16 protein-coding genes and 2 riboswitches are annotated in these 16,831 nt (G+C 29.3%); all 16 genes read right to left on the reverse strand.

The window, feature by feature from the left end; genetic code table 11:
* Window positions 1–154: 154 nt before the first annotated feature.
* The 16 genes from ATE90_RS01705 to ATE90_RS01780 all read right to left on the reverse strand — a co-directional run bounded on the left by ATE90_RS01705 (window position 155) and on the right by ATE90_RS01780 (window position 16,274).
* Complete coding sequence (locus ATE90_RS01705; protein ID WP_101450653.1) at window positions 155–1,720, reverse strand: ATP-binding protein; 1,566 nt, start codon at window positions 1,718–1,720, stop codon at window positions 155–157.
* Complete coding sequence (gene dndD / locus ATE90_RS01710) at window positions 1,713–3,827, reverse strand: DNA sulfur modification protein DndD (RefSeq protein WP_101450655.1); 2,115 nt, start codon at window positions 3,825–3,827, stop codon at window positions 1,713–1,715. The genes ATE90_RS01705 and dndD overlap by 8 nt, the downstream gene beginning before the upstream one ends.
* The gene (locus ATE90_RS13810) at window positions 3,824–4,006 is read right to left on the reverse strand and encodes a DNA modification system-associated small protein (RefSeq protein ID WP_101450657.1); all 183 of its coding nucleotides are present in this window, start codon (window positions 4,004–4,006) and stop codon (window positions 3,824–3,826) included. Before ATE90_RS13810 ends, dndD begins: the two co-directional genes overlap by 4 nt.
* The gene (locus ATE90_RS01720; protein ID WP_180335164.1) at window positions 3,987–6,638 is read right to left on the reverse strand and encodes a hypothetical protein; all 2,652 of its coding nucleotides are present in this window, start codon (window positions 6,636–6,638) and stop codon (window positions 3,987–3,989) included. The genes ATE90_RS13810 and ATE90_RS01720 overlap by 20 nt, the downstream gene beginning before the upstream one ends.
* 325 nt (window positions 6,639–6,963) lie before the next feature.
* Window positions 6,964–8,385: a hypothetical protein gene (locus ATE90_RS01725; RefSeq protein ID WP_101450659.1), complete on the reverse strand. Its 1,422-nt coding sequence runs from the start codon at window positions 8,383–8,385 to the stop codon at window positions 6,964–6,966.
* 338 nt (window positions 8,386–8,723) lie between these two features.
* Window positions 8,724–9,980, reverse strand: a complete 1,257-nt coding sequence (locus tag ATE90_RS01730) for a DUF2130 domain-containing protein (protein ID WP_101450661.1) — start codon at window positions 9,978–9,980, stop codon at window positions 8,724–8,726.
* A gap of 102 nt (window positions 9,981–10,082) precedes the next feature.
* Complete coding sequence (locus ATE90_RS01735) at window positions 10,083–10,553, reverse strand: hypothetical protein (protein WP_218971877.1); 471 nt, start codon at window positions 10,551–10,553, stop codon at window positions 10,083–10,085.
* Window positions 10,554–10,874: 321 nt separating this feature from the next.
* Entirely contained in the window at window positions 10,875–11,501 is a 627-nt protein-coding gene (locus tag ATE90_RS01740; RefSeq protein ID WP_101450665.1) for a hypothetical protein, read from the reverse strand.
* Between the two features lie 18 nt (window positions 11,502–11,519).
* Window positions 11,520–11,975, reverse strand: coding sequence for a hypothetical protein (locus ATE90_RS01745; protein ID WP_101450667.1), 456 nt, complete (start codon window positions 11,973–11,975; stop codon window positions 11,520–11,522).
* A gap of 34 nt (window positions 11,976–12,009) precedes the next feature.
* Complete coding sequence (locus tag ATE90_RS01750; protein ID WP_101450669.1) at window positions 12,010–12,408, reverse strand: hypothetical protein; 399 nt, start codon at window positions 12,406–12,408, stop codon at window positions 12,010–12,012.
* A gap of 44 nt (window positions 12,409–12,452) precedes the next feature.
* Window positions 12,453–13,175: a nucleoside deaminase gene (locus ATE90_RS01755; protein WP_101450671.1), complete on the reverse strand. Its 723-nt coding sequence runs from the start codon at window positions 13,173–13,175 to the stop codon at window positions 12,453–12,455.
* 63 nt (window positions 13,176–13,238) lie between these two features.
* On the reverse strand, window positions 13,239–13,595 hold the full coding sequence (locus ATE90_RS01760) for a hypothetical protein (protein WP_101450673.1): 357 nt from the start codon (window positions 13,593–13,595) through the stop codon (window positions 13,239–13,241).
* Window positions 13,596–13,613: 18 nt separating this feature from the next.
* Window positions 13,614–14,033 carry a hypothetical protein gene (locus ATE90_RS01765; protein WP_101450675.1) on the reverse strand — a complete coding sequence of 140 codons (420 nt, stop codon included), beginning with the start codon at window positions 14,031–14,033 and terminating at the stop codon, window positions 13,614–13,616.
* Between the two features lie 48 nt (window positions 14,034–14,081).
* Window positions 14,082–14,176, reverse strand: a riboswitch (SAM-I-IV-variant riboswitch).
* Between the two features lie 51 nt (window positions 14,177–14,227).
* The gene (locus ATE90_RS01770) at window positions 14,228–14,872 is read right to left on the reverse strand and encodes a hypothetical protein (RefSeq protein ID WP_101450677.1); all 645 of its coding nucleotides are present in this window, start codon (window positions 14,870–14,872) and stop codon (window positions 14,228–14,230) included.
* Between the two features lie 52 nt (window positions 14,873–14,924).
* Window positions 14,925–15,018, reverse strand: a riboswitch (SAM-I-IV-variant riboswitch).
* Between the two features lie 445 nt (window positions 15,019–15,463).
* Window positions 15,464–15,751: a hypothetical protein gene (locus tag ATE90_RS01775; RefSeq protein WP_143741095.1), complete on the reverse strand. Its 288-nt coding sequence runs from the start codon at window positions 15,749–15,751 to the stop codon at window positions 15,464–15,466.
* Window positions 15,752–15,764: 13 nt separating this feature from the next.
* Window positions 15,765–16,274 (reverse strand): lactoylglutathione lyase family protein, encoded by a 510-nt coding sequence (locus ATE90_RS01780; protein WP_101450681.1) that lies wholly within the window; start codon window positions 16,272–16,274, stop codon window positions 15,765–15,767.
* Window positions 16,275–16,831: the final 557 nt, after the last annotated feature.

The raw sequence follows: 16,831 nt of genomic DNA on the forward strand, positions 1-16,831 counted from the left end.
TTTCTTTCGATTAAGCGATTAAACCGCTATTTTTTATATACGTTGTTGTGTTTTCGTACTTTTATTTCCGCAAACTTGCTAGCGTTGGCGTGAAAGCTCTTTTAAATTTGTGAGGCACGAACAAACTTTAAATGTGCTTGAATCTTGCGTTGGATTAAATGTTTTCATCTTGTTTCGTTTTCCACCATTGTTTTAATTCAATTAGTTTTGGCTCTCCTATATTAATTAAAGCTTTTCCTCCTTCGAGTTTCGCTAATTGAGCACTTAATTTAACTTCACTATTCACACTACCAAGAAATGGAATAATTCTCTTTGTAGATTTATCTTTAACATTAGCGCAAATAGGGAATTGAATTTGTGACATAAAATTAAAATCTTTGTAAATAAAATCTTGAGTTTCTTGAGCAATTAAGATTATAATTATACCCATTGAACGTAATTCTCTTAACATTGACTCAATTACAGGTCTTGCATTTTTATGTTGTAAAAAATTCTGTGCTTCATCAATAATAATTACGTGTTTTAAAGCTTTTATATTATTTGTAACAGCTGTATCTCCTGATTTTTTAATATTATCATACATATACTTTAAGAGATTAAATGTTACAAATTGTTTAATCTCTTTTGTAACCTCTGAAGGCATTGAAATGTATGTACTTTGATGAAATATAGAATATGATTTGGATTCATCATAAATACCAGAGTTTATCAGTTGTTGAATTACACTAGTAGTTGTGTCGAACTTACCTTTGTTTTTCTCTAAAATATTCTCTAATAAATCGTCTAATGTTGGGGAAGAATTATTGTCAAAATAATAATCTTTTATTTCTCTTACTAAGCTAGCAGATTGAACTTGACCAATACTCTTAAAGAAAGTTCTTAAATCACTTGCAAAAGATTCAATATAGTTTTGATTACTTAAATCATAGTTTTTTAATGGACTAAAAGGAAAACCATTTTGATGTTTAATGTCTATGAAATTTGCTTTGGTTGAAGATAAAAATGGATCAAGCTTTTCTTTAGTATCAGTTCCTTTAAAATCAAAAAATGTAAAGTTAAGTTCATAATCAGTTTGTTTGGAAATTTGATAAATTAAATCAAAAACAAGTTGTGTTTTTCCTGATCCTGTTGTTCCTGCAATACCAAAATGACGACTTGTGTATTCTGTTTCATCATTTATTTTAATTTTAATCGGTTCTCCATTTAGATCATTTCCAAGATTTAGTTCAATAGGTTTATTTGTGCTGTTAATTAAATTAGTTGATTCTGTTTTATCTGAATTTGGAATATAAACATTAGATTTTCTTTTGTTTAATCCTTTTTTTATAGGTTTCAATAAAAGTGAAATGTGTTCTCCTTTGGTAATATCACTATTATTCAATTTATTATTCCACACTTCAAGACCATCTTTTAAATGAAGTTTATAAAGTTTAATAAATTCATTTTCTGTTAATTCTTTATTATAATGTTGGTCGAAAATTGTTTTGTAAAGTGTATAATTATCAATGTCATTAATTAAACGACCAAAAATGTTGCTTGTTGGTGTATATTCTCTGCCATTTTGAGGTAAACTGTTTTCGTTTTCGTGAAAAAGGCGACCTTTTTCCATACTTAATGATAAAGCGATTCTTCCAGTAATTGTATCTCTTTTGAAATTATAAATATTTGTAATTCTATCTAATAATTCTGTGCTTTCTGTATCTATTTTAAATCTAATCATTGCTAGTCGTATTAAAATATCCTTTTTTTAAATTTGTGTTTGCACCATCATTAAATAAGAGGTATGATTTTGAAATATTATCTGAAATATCTTTGTATCGTTTTGGTGTAATCTCACTATTTGTTGAAAATAATACCACTTGTTCAGAAAGAGTGGGATAATATTTTTTAGTAATGTTATCTCTATGTTCTTCATCAAGTCTACCAAGAGGTGTATCTATAAAAATCGGTAAACTTTGTATCGATTCGTTTAATATTGCTTTTATCAAACACGAAATATAAATTTGTTTTTCTCCTGATGATAAACTTTCTTTTCTTATTTCGTTATCATCTTGATCTAACAATGTGATTTTCATTCCTTGACCCGAAGCTAAAATGGTAACTTTTACATCTTCAATAAATTTACTACTGTTTCCTTCACTACCAAGTTTGTGCATTAAAATTTTTAACTCGCTTAAAACTGTTTTTTCAAGACTGTTTTTGTGTTTGCTTTTCTGCTCTTCCAGAAATAAATTCAATACGTCAATGTATTTCTGACTTTCTTTAATTTTAAGTTTGTTTTGAGCATTTACATCTACTTTTTTCACTAATGTTGTTAGCTGTTGGTTTAAACGAACTATATCACTTTCTAATTTTTTTATTTTTTCTTTATTTCCTCCAATTTGTTCTTTATGAGTGTCTCTTTTGTATTCAGCGGTTTCTTTATCTGCTATTGTTTCTAAAATAAACTCATCTTCTTGATCGGCATCAACTTTGCTTAAAGTCTTATTTAATTCTGAAAGTTTAATTTGTACTTCATTAAATTCTTCAATCGTTTTTTCAAATAAATCTTTTGATTGAGAATTAACTAGGTTTATTGCATCTGAAATTAAATTTTTTTCAGCATTATTAAGATCGTGTTCAAATTCTAATTCTTGATAATCTTCAATATTGCTAAATAACTCAGATCCTAAATTTTGAGCTTTTTCATAATAGAAAAGTTTGTCTTTAAAAGACATAGTAGAATTATCTGGTTCAGGTGGTTTGTTAAAAAGAAGTTCAATGAAATTTTCTATTTTTTCAAAATTTTCTTTTGACGAATTCTGTGACAATTCATTTTTTTCTTGAAGTTCAATATGTTCATTAACTTCTTCAAGTTTTCCTGTTAGTATTGCTAATGGAATAATCTCACTTAATTCATTAAATTTTTCAGAAAGTTCAAATTCTATTGCTCTTAATTTTTCTATTTCTGATAAAATAGATTCTCTATTGAAAGTTGAATTTCCTTGTTTACTGTGTTGGGATATAGTATTATCGTATTCTCTAATTTTCTTTTTTAAATTATCTATCTTTTTTTGAAATTCTGCATTTTTTTCTTCCAAACCATTTTCTCCTTTTATTTCATTTTCAGATATTTTAATAGCATTTTCTCTGTTAATTATTTCCTCTTGAAGGTTTTTGGTTGCACTTTCTTTTTTAAGATTATTTATATATAATTCTATATCTTCAATAAGTGTATCGTAAATGTCTAACCCTAGAATTTTACCTAAAGCATCATTGATAAAACTTCCTTCTTCTTTAATTGATAAATTAGCAATTTCAGATATTTTTTCAGCATCAAAAAAAACGAATTTGGCGGCATCTATTGGGATAATATAATCATTTATAAAGTTGATCTTATCAGCTTCATCATCAAAAATTTCAATATTTGAAATTGGATCTAAAATAGAAAGCTGTTCATTCATACTACTAACATTAAAATTTCGAGTAATCATTACGCTTTCCGAATTTGAATTCAGTTTTTTTAATTCAGGTAATTCAATTTCTGAAACAAGTATATTAACTGAAAAGGTATCCTTATTCTCTTTTTTTGCCGTCCAATTGATGGATTGTTGCATAAATGATGAATAGTTCTTTTCCTTTTGGATTTCCTTTTTAAAATTATCATCAATTTGAGATATTTTTTCTCCATAAAGACACCAAACTATTGATAATAAAAGGTTTGTTTTACCATAACCATTTCTACCTCCAATAACAATGATATTTTGATCAGAATTAGTCGTTAAGTCAATATCAACAGAGTTATAATATTGTCTAAAATTGTTAATTTCTATATTTGATAACTTCATTTTATTCCTTTTTCAATAACGTCATTAATTTTTTGCTGATGATAATTATTTCTTTTCAACAACTTTTTTGTTTTTACAGATTCCAATAGAATTTCAACTGAATGAAAGTTCACATCTTTTTCACTGCATATTTCTTTAAGTCTTTGACTCTGCAATATTTTAGTTTCCTTTATTTTCATATTTAATATTTTGAAGAAGCTTTGCAACTTCGATAAACTGGATTTCTTCTTCTTGGGTTAATTCTTGGTTATTAAATAACTGTTTCTTCCTATAATAGAATTGATAAAGTTTTGATTCATTAATATTTTTTGAACTAGGTAATCTTTTATTTATAGAAACAAAATTGATTAATTCTTGAATATTATGAACAACTCTTAAACTAGTTGATTTATATAGTTCGATTAGTTTGATTAGCTTTAGTTCATTTTCTGAAAAAACATTGAGATTCGAGAGCTTTCTTTTTTGTCTATGATAATAATGATACAAGTCCTTTTCTGCTTTTGGATCAGGAATTCTCTCATTTTCTTTAAAGAAACTAATGAGGTCATTAATAGTGTATTTTGAACTACGGTTTGCTGAACCATATTTTTTAATTAAATGAATTAATTCTCGTTCATCAATTGTAAGAATATTAAGTTTTTCTATATTCTTTTTATTTCTATAATAAAATTGGTAAAGATTTTTTTCTTTAATTACTCTAGAGTCGGGAATTTTTTTATGTTCTCTAATAAAGTTATTTAATTTTGAAAGACTATATTTATTTCGATTAGTGTGTGTGTTTGGTTTATTCTGTATGGTAGAATTTGAACTTTGTTTTTTGTTTATTTGAGGAAATCTGTTAGCTATTTCAGTTATGAGCTTTACTTTCTCTTTTTCGAGTGTACCATCAGAACATTTTCGTTTTTGGATATTGAACCAACGATATAGTTTCTCTTCACTTTTTGGGCAACCACTTGAATAAGGTAGTCTCTTTTCTTTATTTGTGAATTCTTTTATAATTTCTAAACTTTCTTCCCAAGTGTGTTTTATAGATGAAGCCGTTTTACTTAATGTTTTATAATTGTCAGGGTATTTTTTTGAAGAAAGACCAATATAATAGTTTTCATAAAAGACAAATGTATTTGATTCATCAATATATAGATTATTATAAATACTATTGGCATTTGTTTTTGGACGAAACTGTTTTACGTATTTTTCTATTTCTTTTTTGTGTTGAGGCTCATTAAAATTTAAAAGAAATTCTTCGGATATTGTTCTTATTGTACCACCTTTAAAATTATCTAATTCCTTTTCCCATTTTTTTAAGCCAAATACACTTTTTCTTCCAATAGGAACAAAGCCATTTTTTCTTTTCATAGAAACTCTTATTTTCGCTTCATCTGTATTGTAATTAGGGTGAAGCTCTAACACTTTTTCTAAAATTCCTTTAACTTTTGATGGTTTGCCTAACTGTTCAAGAGCCTCGTATGAGTATTCGTATGCTTGCTTATTTGTATTTCTTTTAAATATTATATTTTCATCTAAATCTAGATAAAGTTCAAATTCATCATTAACCATTTTTTCAGCGATAGGAAATGCTAAATCTAAAATTTCTATGTTGTCGTAATTTAGAAATTTTGACAAATAGCTTTTGAAGCTAAAAGAATAAGATTCTTCAACTCGATCACTTATTCTACTTTCAATATCGTTTGTCAATGCATAAAAGTCGATTTCAGCAACTAGTTCTTTTTCTATCAAAAAGAAGTTATTCCAATTATGTCTATTCCTAGCATTAAAATAGGTTGGTTGCATTACATCTTCGATGTTTCCAATTAATGTAAATTTCTCACACAAATAGGCGAATAATATATATGTAATAAACTCTCTTGATAAGTTTGTTTTATTAGTATTGTTTATAATGTCAACGATATTTGAGTTTATTTCAATTTGATTGGAATTAATATCTACATTGTATTTTTGAAATAAATCGTCATTGAAGTTTTGAATAAATAACAGTTTGCTAAATAGATCATCCAAACATATTTTCCTTATTTGTCTTACTCTTTCTCTAGTTAAGTTTACTTCGTCAGCAATATAGTCAAGAGTTAATTCTTTTTGGTCTTGATATATTTTAAAAGCTTTCTTTACAATTACTGTATGAGTTTCTTCATATAGTGCATTTTGATTTAATAAAAAATCTGTAAGTAAGAATATTGATTCTGATTCAAGTATTTCACTTGGAATTTTTGAGATAGAAAATGTGCGTTGAATTAAAAAATTATTCTTTAATGAAATTAGGTGTTTTTCATCAACCGATTGACTTACTTCAATCAAAAACTCTTTTATTATAGAAATATAAATTTCTATTTCTGGAATACATTTTGCGCCAACATTCTTTATTTTTCTAACTATAAAATTATCAGAAATCAAGATTTGTTCTGCAAAGTTTTTAATTTTTAAGTTACCGTTTAAATGAAGTGAAATTCCATTTTTACTTCTTACGGAAAGACTATTAGTATTTACAAGAATGAAGCTATTTATTACTTCTCTTTGAACTCTTGTTAATTCATTAATTATTTTTTTTATAGGATTTTCTAAAACTTTTTCTTGAATTTCATTATCAAATAAATCAACTCCTTCCAAATAATAGGAATTACAAAGCTTAATTAATTCTTCATCGGATTTTCGTCCACAATTTCTGAATTTCAAAAAGCTTTTATATTTTATAAAATATTTTTTTAAATCAAAGATAGTTTCAATATCATTGTATTTACAGACGTGATAAGAGCGGATACTCAAATTTCCTTTTTTATAAATTTCGTCTATTGTCATTCTTTTTCTTGCAGATTTTTTTAATACAATTTTAATTTTTTAATTTACTTTCATTTTTTCAATTAAGTTTACGGGTTTCCGTATTTTTTCAAGCGTTGGCAAAAAACAGCTCTTTTATTTTTTTGCGTTGGCTTATGTGTTGGCAAAAAAAAATAAATGTGCTGTTTGTGCGGCTGCTTCTAAGCTTGCACCTAACGGTTTTGTATATGAAAAGTAGCGGTTTTTGGGCGACGTATTTTTCGGCTGGGAGATTTTTAATTAAATGTAGGAAGATTAATTCATTTAACCATCTTAAGCTATTTTTTATATACGGTGTTGTACCCAGTTATTTCTTAAAGTAATTTTCAATTTTGTTATGATAACTTTTAATATTTGCTTTTAGTTTTACTAGAATATTTATTTTCTGAACCAACTCGTTATATTTCAAACTTACTCGTTCAAATTCGGTAACAAATTCTTTATATTCTGGATTTAATTGATTGAATTGTAGCATTAGTTTTTCAGTATCGACATTTTGATAATCAAAGACTTTATTATTTATCATTTCAATTCGCAATTTATTTATGTCTTTGCTGTATTCTATGTTTTTAGATTTTAATTTTTCATATTCAGGTTTTAAGGCGTCTAAACCTTTATTAAGTCCAATTAATTTTATATCAATTATTTTAATTTCTTCGATAAGAATTGGTTGAATTTCTTTATTAATCTGCTCAATTCTAACTATAAATTTTTGTATTTCGGCTATTTGGTTGTATTCAACTATTTTTGATATAAAGTCAATTGCTCCACTTACTTTTTCTCCTCTAAACTCAATAAGTTGATGCCCTTTTTTATCAACTTTGTAGTTTTTATTGTTTTCTCCAATAAAGCTAAATGTAGAATTTGTTACAATGTTTGTGAGTCCTGTAACCATATTTTCACACTCTTCAATAACATATTTTTCTATAAACTCGGTTTCACTTCTTCGTGAACAATTACAAGCTTCCATAGCAAATTCCATTGCAGTTTGCCAATATGAATTTTGAATTTCTTTTCTGAATATTGTTCGTCCATTATATGTCCCACGAATCCATTTTACAGAAAACGATTTAGTATATCTTACAATCTCTGAAAATTTAGAAATTTCGTAGTTTATCCATTCAGAAACAGGTGTAATGTCAATGTTTTTATATTTTATTTTTATGTAGAAGTAACTTGAACTACCATAACCAAAATTGGTTTTCAATTCAATTGAAAAGTTTGGGCTTAATTGATATTCAGGATTTGACCAACCATTAATTCTATGTGAAAATGTTAGAATTGATTTATCCTCATAACATTTACGATAGGTTTTTCCAATATCAAATGCTTTAGTCCATAATTCAAAGTCATTTTCAATATCAATCTTTAGTTGCTCAATTTCACTTTCAATATCATACTTCTCTGGATTTTGTTTTTCATTTAAATAAATCAGGTCTTTTCTATCACTTATTTCTTTGGTTTTTTCCTCTAAATTAACTCTAAATCCTTGATATGAACCATCTAAATTTTTACAATATTTGTAGTGCTGTTGTAGTTGTTTTAATGTTTCCGTTTTATTAATGAAGTTTAATATTTGTGTAATGTTATCTTCGTTGGAATTAAGTAATTTTTGTAATTCCGATATTTCCTCAATAAAATTTTTCTCAATTGGTTGGTAATCAATGACTATTTGTTCGTCCTTATATTTAAGGATACACAAAACTGTTTCATTGATTTCTTTTGTCATTTAGTTCAGGTTTTTCTTTAATTGGGTACAACTCGTTATATGGAGAATAAATCTCCTGTTTATAAGTTTCTGTTTACGGATAACAGGAACTTTTATAGATTTAATTGGTAAGGGGTTTATGACTTTTTAACTACTATTTTATTTATAATCACAAAACTCTTTTTGGTAAAAATCAAAAATTATCAGAAGCAAGTCAATCCCTCTAATTGATGAAATTTTTACCACCCTGTTTTTCGGAACTTTCAATTTTGCATCTTTAGGTTCAATTTTTTCTTGTTTCTATTTTATTTTTTTGTTTTAATCGAAATCAAATGATTTTGGTTTATTTATAACATAATTTATGCTTCGGTATCCGCAAGCCCATCAAATTTTGCCTTCATAGTCGGATTACCATGGGTTAATTTTTTAATGGTTAAATCATCCGCTTTATTATTAGCCAAGCGTAAGTTATTTTCCGAGGATAATAAAGCGTCCTTTGTCTTATTTAAATGGCTAATTGTTTTATCGATTTCATCAATAGCAGTTTTAAATTTACGGCTCGCTAAATCATAATTGTAAGCAAAACCTTTTCTAAATATGTCAATTTTTTCTTCAAAATTGGTAATGTCCAAGTTTTGATTTTTAATTAAATTTAATTCTGCTTTGTATTGCATGGAATTCATGGCTGCATTGCGCAGTAGTGTGATAATAGGAATGAAAAACTGCGGACGTACCACGTACATTTTAGTGTGTTTATGCGATACATCAACGATACCTGTGTTGTAGAATTCATTTTCAGATTCTAGAAGCGACACCAGTACTGCATACTCACATTTCTTTTCTGTACGGTCTTTATCTAGTTTTGTAAAGAAATCCTCATTTTTCTTTTTTGTGGCAGTTTCGTCATTCTCATTTTTCATTTCGAACATAATGGATATGATTTCATTGCCCGCTGCATCCGTTTCTTTATAAATAAAATCACCCTTATTGCCATTTCTAGCATCGTTGTCTTTTTCAAAATAGGCATTCTGAAACGCCGTTGCACGTAGCTTATTAAATTCCGTTTCACAATGTTGCTCAAGGGTTTCTCCAACCATTTTGGTGGATAGTTTCTGCTTGAAATCTTTTAATCGAGCAATTTCATCATCTTTCATTTTGATGGTCTCATTTTTAATAATGAGTTTATTTGTAAACTGTTCTTTAATTGATTTTTCAAGCAACTGTGTTTCAGTTTTTTGTATTTTTAATTCATTAGCAAAGCGATCTCGTTCTTTTTCAATGGTCTTAACAGCTTGTGATACTTCTAGCTGCTTCACTATTTCTGCATTCTGAATTTTTGAATTTGCCGTAGAGATTTCGGCTTCTTTGTCAGCCAACAGTTTGGCAAGTTCGCTAATACTTTTAGCTTTTAAATCCGTAAGTTCTTTATCTTTTTCCGTAAGTTCTGCTTGCAATGCAATACGGGTATTGGCTTCGGCGAGTTTCACAGCACTTGTTAAGCGCTCCTGCAATTCTTCTTCGAATTGATGATCACGCACTTGTTTTAGGATGTCGGCAAAACCAGCCTCGTCTACTTTGAAAGCCTTTTTACAGTTTGGACAGATAATTTCGTTCATAGATTTTTTTTATTTTTACTTTTTTATAGCACTCCGTTGAAGCCTTAATCACCAGTTTTTCTTCACTTGGTTTTAATTCCGTTCAGGTTTTTTACTAGTAGTTTAGGTATATCCATTGTTGCTAAAAAATTCAATGAGTAAGTCGTTCAGGTCGGGGTATAGGTTTGAATCGATATATATAAAATCTGTAATTTCATTTAAAGTCTTTAATTCATTCATTTCTACTATTTGTATCCAATAGTATTGTGAATCACTTTCAGTATTCATATCACGTATTATATTGAATATCTCACCTTGTGTGGGTATAGTTGTATATATTTCTTGATAGTCAATAAATTCAGTTTCATATTCATCAATTACCTTTATTTGATAACCAACTTCAGTTTTTTTTGCTCGAATGCTAATAACGTCTCCAGTACTTGAGGCAAGACAAATACGAGCAATTTCTTGTTGATTATGATTTGTAATTGGTAAAAATTCTCCCACGTCAAAATGGGGTGTTCTAATTTTTTCAGTATTCTGCGCGCCAAACAATTCTTGGGGTCTGAATAATTTTAGATCTTGTTTCTCCATAAATTGTAGCATTGCTAACACAGGCGTATATTGGAATTTTTTGTCCTTTTAATCTGATGTATTGATTGAATTTTTAGATAAAAGACGATTTTCAAATAAATAAAAATTTGTAATTGTTGCAATTGATTTTACATCAAAAATAAAAGTTATTACAGATGTAAAATATGATTTATATCATCAGACTCTCAATGTACTAGGAAATTGTTTCGAATTTATACAACTATCTTAGACTAAGGTCTGTTCCAAATATAAGTTGTAAAAGAACTAATACCTTGCGGTAAACCGCAATTATAAGTGTGGTTTTCCGCAAATATTCTAGAACTAAGCATATCCTTTTAGTGTTATTATCCATTTTTCTAATTCAGGTTGCCCTCCTTTTTGTTTGCAATAACCGCAACCCCATTCTTCACTGCCAGCAACAATTCTAATAAAATGTTTTCCTCCATTCGGGCATTTCGCCATCCAACTGCCTATAGCAGTTCCTGAGGGAATGGGTTCTAGGCCTTCTTTTTTTAAGAAAGCAATAATGGGTGTTTCTTTAGATAGGGTTTCGTCTTTGATTTGTTGTTTTTCTCTTTTCATTTTTCCAACAATATCAATTTCAAATTCCTGCTTCGAGAATAACTCACTTTTGTTGAATTTGGGATATCCGTTAAATAGTAAATTGGCTTCAAAAAGTTCTTCTAGTACAAATTGTACATTCTCTTTTATAGAAGAATTTCTAAGCTTATATTGGGCTAATATTTTAGGATCTGTGCCATCTACAGAGACAGCGATTTGAATAAAATGATCATCAGTAATGCGATAGTAATATTGAATATCTAAATCCCACATGGTTTCTGTGGTTTCTAAAAAAAAGTGAAATTGGTTAATGATGGGTGTGATATCTCCAAAATTCAATTGGGAATTCATTTTAACCCCTTCTTGGGGTGTGAAAACAGTTTTCATAATGCACAGTTTTAAAAGTTATAACTCAAATTTTTTTTCATCATAATGCTTGCCAGACATTTTAATCGGTTGGTTAAGTTGATTAAGTAAAGTTCCTCCGCTAGGTATTTTAGAGGATTTTTTTACTACTCCATTTTCAAAACAATAAGCTGTATTCTTGTCTTCTACCAACCATAATAATGGAGATTTACCGCTGTCTTTTTCAATTTTGTTATAAATACATCGGGTATGTTCAATAAGCCGATCATGGAGCACTTTTATTTGCTCATGTTTTTCTAATTTCAAAGTAGCTTCAGGAACATCAAGAAGTTGTGCACCTGGATATTCATTAAAGTCTAAAAAAACACTACCCTCTAAGAGGTGAATTGGTATCTGCATAAACATAGCATAATATGATTTAAGTAAGATGTATGGAAACTGTCCATAGCCTTTTGGAAATTTGTAATTTTTTTCGAAGTCTTCTAATATTGACATCATTTTAAATTTTAATTGTGGAGTTTATATGTTGCTACTCTTGTTGAATTCTAGGATCAATTTCCTCTGAAACTTCAAGCATAATCGTCTCATCCAAATATTCTATGACCACCCTGTTTTGGTCAAATTCTTTCATCAAAGCTTTGGTCAGTTCCTCTATGGTTTCTTTTAGTAAATTTTCGCCCAATGGAAATTTTGGATAATTGATAAAATTTAATTTCAAATGAGGCTCAACTTGACCGCTAAAAACAATGTCACATTCACTCACAGAAGCGCTGAGAGCTACTTTTTTATCTTTAAATAGTCTGTACTGATAGTCTTGTAGAAATTTAACAATGGTTTCTTTAGGAATTAACGCTTGAGTATACCCTCTTTCTAACCCAAAGGTAATTTGAGCAGAAAAAGGGTGTATGGATGTTTTAGTTATAGTCATTTAAAGTTCCGTTTTTATGAATTCAATATAGTCTTGTATTTTTTTTATTTTTTCGAAATTACCGATGCTTCTCCTTCTCGTAAAACACCCTTTTCTCCTGTATTTAAATTTTCAGCCAACCATCTGAAAATGCTAATTTTATGCAATAACATAACTCGTTCATTTATTTTAAATGAATGCTCCCCTTTTTTAAGAACTTTTACTTCTGTTTTCGGGGAAAATGGTTTACTAATGTCTAATGGTTTATTTTTTTTATTTGGATTTCTAGATTTCGCATCACTTCCAAACATCCATAATTGAGTTTTCTCCATTACAATTTTGGCTTCCGCTTCCATGAATCCAGCCAAAACTTCTGGCGGATTTGAAAATATAGGTTTCAACTCCGATATTTCTGTGTCTTGCAATATTGGCCATTTTGAATAGCCTCCAACATATAATGAAGGGAGCGCAAATACAACCCTTTTTATTTTGAATTCTCTAAGCATAAAGGAACACATAGGGCAGGGTTCACAACTTGTATATAATGTGCAAGCGGATAAATCCGATGTACCTAATATTTTGTGGGCCTTGTTCAAAGCAACGATTTCTGCGTGTTCAGAAATTTTGGTTTTATAATCATTTAATCCTTCTGCAATTAGCCTATCATCAATTGCGATTAAACTACCAAAAGCGGCATCCCCTGAGTTTACAGCTTCTTGTGAAAGTGCTATGCATCTATGCATAAATTTTTCATCATATTTTCTTACTGCTGTCGATTTTAATTCCATAATGTATTTTACAATTCAGTTAAAATATTTTTATTGCTTTGGTGTATGGTATTGGGACATGGTTTAAATATTTAAACTGATGATTGTATTCAATTTTAAATCATGAGGGATTTTTACAAAAAGAATATGTTTGTACCCCGTTTGAATACTAAAGCTACCAGTCCCGCTAGCAATACTGTGCGTAGCTCCTTTGAAAATAAGAGAATCATCAAAAAACAGAAGAACATAAGGCGATGCTTTGGTTAAATTTAGATGAATAATTTGTTGATAATTAAAATGGATCAAAGCACCCACGGTGTCTTTGTTTAAATAATTAGCCATGTCTACAAGCGACGCATCTAGTGTGATGATGTCATTGACAGGTAAAGCTTTAGAAGAAGTCTTATCGCCTTCTTTTAAATTAAGAAATACAGTTTTCATAATAAATTGTTTTAAAGGTTATTTTAAGTTTTCTGGTGAGAGGTTATTAAGTTCTTTATTAGAGAATACTCCTAAAAGTCTTTTAGAAGTTTTAGTATTAAATTTCTTTAGCGCTAAAGCCATTTCTTCTTTTGTGGCATTAGCAGATATCATAAATCCCAATGGACTGGTGTTATAAACATAAACAGTATAATACCGGCTCTTTTGGAGCACACTATTAAATTTCTTCCAACAGGTTAAAAACTGATTTGATGTCTGCTCAAGGGTTTTCTTCTCAAGCCATTGGTCATTAATGTTCACCTCTAATACCATCGTGTCATTTTTAACACTTAATAAATCAGAGCCTACTCCAGCATTCATTCGATAAAGTTTATCTACAGTATGCAGATGCTTTAAATTGATGGCTGAAACTTCTTGTTTTGATAAATTGAAAATCATAATGCATAGTTTTAAAAGGGATGCACCAGGATATTAATATAATTAGTGGATGTTCATTTGTTTTGACAGAACTGTCCGTATACTAAACCACCGTGGCTTCTGTGCTCGGTTGGTGCGCAATTATTGCGTTCCTGATACATTAAAGATTAATATTTTTTTAATTACATGTTGCTATTTTATACTTCCTTGAGACATCAAGGGGTGTATTTTTGTAACAATTCAGCAAGTTGTTCATCAGTATCTACAGCAACTAATAAAGAGGATATTGCATCACAAAACTCACTTGAAATAAGTTTCCCTAAATGTGTTTTTGATGGCGAGAATTCTTCAATATAGCCTTCATAGATCAAATTCATTTTATAAAATAGAATTAAAAGGATCCGTTCTATATCTTCGGTTCTAAGTTTGGGTTTTTGGTTTTTTGACCGAATGAATACCTGTAAAACATAATCGTAACTTTCAAAATAGTCGGGATTAATACTTTCCAATTCTTCTTTATGCGTTTTAATGATAACTGCGTAAACATTATCATATTGATGCTTTGTGATGAAGATATCTGTGGTCACAGAAAGATCATACTGAAGCAAGAGTTCGGTAAAATTATGCGATAGCGTTCCTAATTTTACAGGTTTTTTTCCGAACTGATTCCATTCTAACATCCCCATATATTCAGGGATGGCATCATAAGAAGAAATATAAAAAAAGTTCGGAATAATTTCCTTGGCATAAGTGTCTAACATGTTATCCAAGGATTGATCTTGTGGTAAAAGTGAATCACTGGCTTTGCCGCTTCCAACGACAACTCCATGTCCACCAAATCTTGACATTAAAAATTTCATACAAATAGTTTTTAGTTATTTGTATCTCGATACTAAAAAATAGGTTTGGGTCTTTTTTCGTTTATTTTGACCTGACGTCCGTATTATTTTACCACCGTGGTGTCTTCACTCGGTTGGTACCTAAAATTAGGTTCGAAATACAGTATAAAGATACAAAAAATGAAGACAGCTGCAAACTTTAATCAGTTGAAAATAGTATTTATTTTTTATAGAATGTTGCAGGTATAATTATCTCCAGGGCTTGGCAGCAATTTTTAAAAATTTACAAAGCATAGATACATACTAGTTTTACGGAAGTCTATATTTTAACTTGCAGTTTACTACAAGATAATAATTCAGAAGCAAACTATCTTTCAAGAGTGAGGTGTGTCGTGAAAGTAGTATGAAGGTATTTGAAATTTACTTTTTGAGATGTACTATGGAAACCTCAAAAAAATAAGATAATAAAAATAAAAAGTCTTTGTTGTTATGCTCGCTGCCAGGTCCACTTCTTACTTTAATTATTCTTTTAATCCTGTATTCATTTAAGCTGCACAAAACCATCACTAAGTTCGTAAACTCCTTATCTCAGGTTTTTGTTGGTTGCAGTATTTAGTCTTCAATTTCTACAGGAACTGTACAAAATCTAAATGCAAATTGGTCAACTTTTTTTATATTAACATCTATAACGCTTGAAGATGATAGTTTAACAGTTATTGATCCATCTTCATTTATAGGCACCAACCCATAATTTGTGTTGAATGGCATTGCATTATTTGTTGTCTCATTAGCATATGCTTTTGTAATTATATCAAACTGCTTAAGTGTTAAAACAGTCAAACATATAGCGATGATTGTAAGAACTGCTTTCGTGTAATTATCTACTTTAACCTTTGTCATAATCTTTAGTTTTTTATTTCTGGTATGCACCTGATGAATATGTCAATTCGTAGCTATGTGTATAAATTTCAAATACGATACCAAATGGATCTTCCACATAAACCATTTTATAGGGCTTTTCATTAGGGTAATATTCCCGTATGGGCATTCTCTGTTTGCCACCTGCTGCTACTATTCTTTTAGTCAAATTTTCGATGTCTGGGTCTTGCACACAGAAGTGGAAAAGTCCTGTGTTGAAAGGGTTGAATTCTGGGGCTTCTTTTTTGCCATGTGGGAACGAAAAAAGCTCAATGCCAATTCCCTCAGACGTTGACATATGCGCGATTTCGAATTCTTCCCAATTCTCTCCAAAAACATCAATACACATTTGTCCAATGGCTGTATCATTTTCTTTTTTTACCGTAGAGGGTGGCATTATCACATACCATCCCATTATATCCTGATAAAACGCTACAGCTTTGTGTATATCGGGAACAGTTATTCCTATGTGTGAAAATGATTTAGGGTATTTTATTTCTGTCATTTTATTTGATTTTTAAATTGTACACAACTTGATTGTATGCCAAAATTTTTTCCGCTTATCGTTATTTATTATTTGGATAAGTGGAAGTTTTATCATTTATAAAAATTTGTAATTGGTGCAATTTATTTCGCACCAAAAATAATAGGAATTATAGCTGTGAAATATGATTTATGTCATCCAACTTTTAAAAATTTACAAAGCATAGATCCATATTAGTTTTACGGAAATCTACATTTTAACTTGCAGTGTACTACAAGATAATAATTCAAAAGCAAACTATCTTACAAGAGTGAGGTGTGTCGTGAAAGTAGTATGAAGGTACTTGCAATTTACTTTTTGAGATGCACTATGGAAACCTCAAAAAAATAAGATAATAAAAATAAAAAGTCTTTGTTCTTATGCTCGCTGCCAGGCCCACTACTTACTTTAATTATTCTTTTACTCCTGTATTCATTTAAGCTGCACAAAACCATCACTAAGTTCGTAAACTCCTTATCTCAGGTTTTTGTTTGTTTCATTTCGGTATGTAACAAAAAAAACCCACATCGTTGAGAGGT

Source organism: Polaribacter sp. Hel1_33_96 (genome assembly GCF_002846595.1).
Taxonomy (GTDB): domain Bacteria; phylum Bacteroidota; class Bacteroidia; order Flavobacteriales; family Flavobacteriaceae; genus Polaribacter.

Excerpts from the sequence above, each read along its gene's own strand:
- ATE90_RS01765 (WP_101450675.1), bottom strand. The coding sequence starts at position 14,033 with ATGATTTTCAATTTATCAAAACAAGAAGTTTCAGCCATCAATTTAAAG.
- ATE90_RS01760 (WP_101450673.1), bottom strand. The coding sequence starts at position 13,595 with ATGAAAACTGTATTTCTTAATTTAAAAGAAGGCGATAAGACTTCTTCT.
- ATE90_RS01705 (WP_101450653.1), bottom strand. The coding sequence starts at position 1,720 with ATGATTAGATTTAAAATAGATACAGAAAGCACAGAATTATTAGATAGA.
- ATE90_RS01770 (WP_101450677.1), bottom strand. The coding sequence starts at position 14,872 with ATGAAATTTTTAATGTCAAGATTTGGTGGACATGGAGTTGTCGTTGGA.
- ATE90_RS01730 (WP_101450661.1), bottom strand. The coding sequence starts at position 9,980 with ATGAACGAAATTATCTGTCCAAACTGTAAAAAGGCTTTCAAAGTAGAC.
- ATE90_RS01750 (WP_101450669.1), bottom strand. The coding sequence starts at position 12,408 with ATGACTATAACTAAAACATCCATACACCCTTTTTCTGCTCAAATTACC.
- ATE90_RS13810 (WP_101450657.1), bottom strand. The coding sequence starts at position 4,006 with ATGAAAATAAAGGAAACTAAAATATTGCAGAGTCAAAGACTTAAAGAA.
- ATE90_RS01780 (WP_101450681.1), bottom strand. The coding sequence starts at position 16,274 with ATGACAGAAATAAAATACCCTAAATCATTTTCACACATAGGAATAACT.
- ATE90_RS01725 (WP_101450659.1), bottom strand. The coding sequence starts at position 8,385 with ATGACAAAAGAAATCAATGAAACAGTTTTGTGTATCCTTAAATATAAG.
- dndD (WP_101450655.1), bottom strand. The coding sequence starts at position 3,827 with ATGAAGTTATCAAATATAGAAATTAACAATTTTAGACAATATTATAAC.
- ATE90_RS01755 (WP_101450671.1), bottom strand. The coding sequence starts at position 13,175 with ATGGAATTAAAATCGACAGCAGTAAGAAAATATGATGAAAAATTTATG.
- ATE90_RS01745 (WP_101450667.1), bottom strand. The coding sequence starts at position 11,975 with ATGTCAATATTAGAAGACTTCGAAAAAAATTACAAATTTCCAAAAGGC.
- ATE90_RS01740 (WP_101450665.1), bottom strand. The coding sequence starts at position 11,501 with ATGAAAACTGTTTTCACACCCCAAGAAGGGGTTAAAATGAATTCCCAA.
- ATE90_RS01775 (WP_143741095.1), bottom strand. The coding sequence starts at position 15,751 with ATGACAAAGGTTAAAGTAGATAATTACACGAAAGCAGTTCTTACAATC.
- ATE90_RS01720 (WP_180335164.1), bottom strand. The coding sequence starts at position 6,638 with ATGACAATAGACGAAATTTATAAAAAAGGAAATTTGAGTATCCGCTCT.
- ATE90_RS01735 (WP_218971877.1), bottom strand. The coding sequence starts at position 10,553 with ATGGAGAAACAAGATCTAAAATTATTCAGACCCCAAGAATTGTTTGGC.